The sequence below is a fragment of the Enorma phocaeensis genome (genome assembly GCF_016901575.1).
GTDB lineage: Bacteria > Actinomycetota > Coriobacteriia > Coriobacteriales > Coriobacteriaceae > Limicola > Limicola phocaeensis_A.
Window position 1 is genome coordinate 1 of the sequence record NZ_JACJKQ010000038.1, and the last position, 5,079, is coordinate 5,079.

At 66.7% G+C, this 5,079-nt stretch carries 3 rRNA genes; all 3 read right to left on the reverse strand.

Annotation, left to right across the window (positions count from 1 at the left end):
- Positions 1–29: 29 nt before the first annotated feature.
- Positions 30–145, reverse strand: a 5S ribosomal RNA gene (gene rrf, locus H6A15_RS09945).
- Positions 146–286: 141 nt separating this feature from the next.
- Positions 287–3,245, reverse strand: a 23S ribosomal RNA gene (locus H6A15_RS09950).
- Positions 3,246–3,661: 416 nt separating this feature from the next.
- Positions 3,662–5,079, reverse strand: a 16S ribosomal RNA gene (locus tag H6A15_RS09955); the annotation flags it as partial.

The following is a 5,079-nucleotide window of genomic DNA, read 5'->3' on the forward strand; positions in this document are numbered from 1 at the left end:
GGGGGCCTCCCGGCCCGGTGCCGCCCACCGGCCAGCGGCGCCCTGCCCTCCCACGGGCTGCACCCGCAGTACTCTCGGCGCGAGGGGGCTTAGCTTCCGGGTTCGGAACGGGACCGGGCGTGTCCCCCCTGCCATGGCCGCTGGCCGGTGGGCGGCGCCCGCCGGCTGCTTCCCGGGACGCGTCGCCGCGTGCCCTGGGGGCCGCACAGCGCTCGAAGGGTCCCGGACGCGCGGAAGAGATGGCATGGACCGAGCGGGCGCCTGCGGCGCCGCGCGGGATGCGGCCTTGAGAGCTCGGGCGATCAGCACCGCTCGGCTGAGGACGTCGCCGTCCTTGCACCTGCGGCCTGTCCACCGGGTGGTCTACCCGGGCCCTTACCGAAAGGGGAACTGATCTCGGGAACGGCTTCCCGCTTAGATGCCTTCAGCGGTTATCCGCGCCGGACGCGGCTACCGGGCGATGCCGTCGGTCGACAACCCGTGCACCGGAGGTCCGTCCACCCCGGTCCTCTCGTACTGGGGGCAGCCTCCCTCGATTCCCCTGCGCCCACGGAGGATAGGGACCGAACTGTCTCACGACGTTCTGAACCCAGCTCGCGTACCGCTTTAAACGGCGAACAGCCGTACCCTTGGGACCTGCTCCAGCCCCAGGATGCGATGAGCCGACATCGAGGTGCCAAACCTTGCCGTCGATGTGGACTCTTGGGCAAGATCAGCCTGTTATCCCCGGAGTACCTTTTATCCGTTGAGCGACGGCCCACCCACGTGGGGCCGCCGGATCACTAGAGCCTGCTTTCGCACCTGCTCGAGTTGTGGCTCTCGCAGTCAAGCCCGCTTGTACTCTTGCATTCAAAAGGGCGGTTGCCGACCGCCCCGAGCGGACCTTCGCGCGCCTCCGTTACCCTTTAGGAGGCGACCGCCCCAGTCAAACTGCCCGCCTGGCACGGTCCCCCCGCCGGCTCACGGCCGGGGGTTAGGACGCCGGACGGGAGAGGGTGGTATTCCAAGGGCGGCTCCGGAGGGGCTGGCGCCCCGCCATCACGGCCTCCCACCTATCCTCTACACTCCCGACCAGCGGCCAATGCCAAGCTGCAGTGAAGGTTCACGGGGTCTTTCCGTCCTTCCGCGGGTAGGTCGCATCTTCACGACCAGTGCAATTTCACCGGGTCCGTGGTCGAGACAGCGCCCAAGTCGTTGCGCCTTTCGTGCAGGTCGGAACTTACCCGACAAGGAATTTCGCTACCTTAGGACCGTTATAGTTACGGCCGCCGTTTACCGGGGCTTGGCTTCGGAGCTTCGCCTTTCGGCTGACCCCTCCGCGTGACCTTCCGGCACCGGGCAGGCGTCAGACCCTATACGTCGCCTTGCGGCTTCTGCAGAGTCCTGTGTTTTTGGTAAACAGTCGCTTGGGCCTCTTCACTGCGGCCGCCTCTCGCTCCCGGGGCGAGCCCGTTCACGATGCCGCGGCACCCCTTCTCCCTAGGTTACGGGGCCATTGTGCCGAGTTCCTTGACCACGGTTGACCCGATCGCCTCGGTATGTTCTACCCACCCACCTGTGTCGGTTTGCGGTACGGGCGCGCAGGGACCTGCCTAGCGGTTTTTCTAGGGACCACGGGCTCACTCGCTTCGCCTAATCGCTTCGTCCGGGGCCTCGCCCACATGCGGGGGGGACTTCCCTCCCCCGCGGGCCGCACCCCATCACCGGGACGTCCAGAACCCGGCCGAGCCACCCCCATCCGTCGCCGCGTCGGTCATAGCGGTCCTGCGCGGTGCAGGAATGTCTGCCTGCTGCGCTTCGGCTACGCCTGCCGGCCTCGCCTTAGCCCCCGACTGACCCTGGGGGGATTAGCCTCGCCCAGGAAACCTCGGGTTCACGGCGGAGGAGTTTCGCGCTCCTCTCTCGCTACTCATGCCAGCATTCTCACTCCCGCGCGGTCCACCGGAGGTCGCCCACCGGCTTCGCCCCCCGCGGGAAGCTCCCCTACCGATCGTCTCCGATCCCGCCGCTTCGGCGCCGTGCTTAGCCCCGTGTATTGTCGGCGCGCGTCCACTCGGCCAGTGAGCTGTTACGCACTCTTTGAAGGGGTGGCTGCTTCTAAGCCAACCTCCTGGCTGTCTGGGCGGACGCACATCCTTTGCCACTCAGCACGGACTTGGGGGCCTTGGCGGGCGGTCTGGGCTGTTTCCCTCTCGAGCACACAGCTTAGCCCACATGCTCTGACTCCCGGGCTCCTGGTCCCTGGGCATTCGGAGTTCGGTCCGGCTCGGTAGGCGGCGAAGCCCCCTCACCGGTCCGGTGCTCTACCTCCCAGGGAGAGCGCCCGAGGCTAGCCCTAAAGCTATTTCGGGGAGAACGAGATATCTCCGGGTTTGATAGGCCTTTCACCCCTATCCCCAGGTCATCGGGGCCCTTTTCAACGGACTGCCGTTCGGCCCTCCACGGGGTCTTACCCCCGCTTCAGCCTGCCCAGGGATAGCTCACCCGGCTTCGCGCCCGCGGCGCGGGACTGGACGCCCTGTTGGGACTCGCCTTCGCTACGGCTCGCTTCCTAGCTTAACCTCGCCCCGCGCCAGCGACTCGCTGGCTCATTCTACAAAAGGCACGCCGTCACAGCGCAAGGCTGCTCCGACTGCTCGTGGGCGCACGGTTTCAGGTGCTGTTTCACTCCCCTCCCGGGGTGCTTTTCACCTTTCCCTCGCGGTACTTGTCCACTATCGGTCACAGGAGAGTGTTCAGGCTTGGATGGTGGTCCACCCCGCTTCGGACCGGGTTTCACGTGCCCGGCCCTACTCGGGACCGGCTCCGGGCCCGCGCGGAGGGGTGCGCCTACGGGGCTGTCACCCTGTGCCGCCGGCCCTCCCAGGCCGTTCGGCTCCCCCTCGCGCGGCGCCCCGGGGGGCGGAGGCCCCCCCGACGTCGCCGTCCCACAACCCCAGGGGCGCGAGGCCCTCCGGCCGTTAGGCGCTCCCTGGTTTGGCCATGGCCCCCTTTCGCTCGCCGCTACTCGGGGGATCTCGGTTGATTTCTCCTCCTCCGGGTACTTAGATGTTTCAGTTCCCCGGGTTGTCCTCCCCCCGCCTATGCGTTCGGCGGGGGGATGCCGGCGCTCCCGCCGGCGGGTTCTCCCATTCGGAAACCCCCGGATCCAAGGCCGTGTGCGCCTCCCCGGGGACTATCGCGGCTTGCCGCGTCCTTCGTCGGCTTCCTGTGCCAAGGCATCCGCCGTGCGCCCGTGACATCTCGCCGCCCCATCCCGGGGCGGCGCCGCCACGTGCAAAAAGCTATCCGTATATGTGATATAGGATCGTGTCTGCATGAATAGCGCTCGCTCGCGGGGCCCCCTCGGGGCCCCGGGTGTCGCATACCATTCTTCGATCAGATGCAACCCAACCTTGTGTCTTAACAATGTTGGGAATCAAATGTATTCGTTCTCTACTCTCAATGAAAAAGATGGAGAATCTTCTACGTGTCCGGACCAGGAAGCTCTCGCTCCTGGCCCTTCTCGCGCTATGCGGCTCTCAAGGTACGCGGGTGCGACCCCGGGGACCGGACGCCGCGGGGGACTGGGACCGGGGACACGGCGCCGGTTCGGGCGCACGTCGCGGGCCTGACTCCATGGAACTAGTCATTCATTTCTTTCTAAAGGCTTTCTCCCTAGAAAGGAGGTGATCCAGCCGCACGTTCCCGTACGGCTACCTTGTTACGACTTCACCCCCCTCGCCCTCCACACCTTCGACGCCTCCCTCACGAGGTTGGGCCGGCGGCTTCGGGTGCAGACGACTCGGGTGGTGTGACGGGCGGTGTGTACAAGGCCCGGGAACGCATTCACCGCGGCATGCTGATCCGCGATTACTAGCAACTCCGACTTCATGGGGGCGGGTTGCAGCCCCCAATCCGAACTGGGGCCGGCTTTCGGGATCCGCTCCCCCTCGCGGGGTGGCAACCCTCTGTACCGGCCATTGTAGCACGTGTGCAGCCCAGGGCATAAGGGGCATGATGACTTGACGTCGTCCCCGCCCTCCTCCGGCTTGGCGCCGGCGGTCCCGCATGGGTGCCCGACCTGGTCGCTGGCAACATGCGGCGGGGGTTGCGCTCGTTGCGGGACTTAACCCAACATCTCACGACACGAGCTGACGACAGCCATGCACCACCTGTGGCGGCTCCTCTCGGCCACGGCGTCTCCGCCGCTTCACCGCCATGTCAAGCCCTGGTAAGGTTCTTCGCGTTGCTTCGAATTAAGCCACATGCTCCGCTGCTTGTGCGGGCCCCCGTCAATTCCTTTGAGTTTTAGCCTTGCGGCCGTACTCCCCAGGCGGGACGCTTAATGCGTTGGCTGCGGCACGGGGGGACGTCCCCCCCACACCTAGCGTCCATCGTTTACGGCTGGGACTACCAGGGTATCTAATCCTGTTCGCTCCCCCAGCTTTCGCGCCTCAGCGTCGGTGCCGGCCCAGAGGGCCGCCTTCGCCACCGGTGTTCCACCCGATATCTGCGCATTCCACCGCTACACCGGGTGTTCCACCCTCCCCTGCCGGACCCAAGCCGCGCGGTTCGGGGCGCGGGCCGGGGTTGAGCCCCGGCATTTTACGCCCCGCCTGCGCGGCCGCCTACGCGCGCTTTACGCCCAATGAATCCGGATAACGCTCGCCCCCTACGTATTACCGCGGCTGCTGGCACGTAGTTAGCCGGGGCTTCTTCTGCAGGTACCGTCATCCTCGTCCCTGCTGAAAGCGGTTTACGACCCGAAGGCCTCCTTCCCGCACGCGGCGTCGCTGCGTCAGGGTTGCCCCCATTGCGCAAGATTCCCCACTGCTGCCTCCCGTAGGAGTCTGGGCCGTGTCTCAGTCCCAATCTGGCCGGTCGGTCTCTCAACCCGGCTACCCGTCGCGGGCACGGTGGGCCGTCACCCCGCCGTCTACCTGATGGGCCGCGACCCCATCCCGCGCCGCCTGGGCTTTGCCCGGGGGGCCATGCGGCCCCCCGGCGCATCGGGTATTACCCCAGGTTTCCCTGAGCTATCCCCGGGCGCGGGGCAGGTTGGTCACGTGTTACTCAGCCGTTCGCCACTCGCGTCCC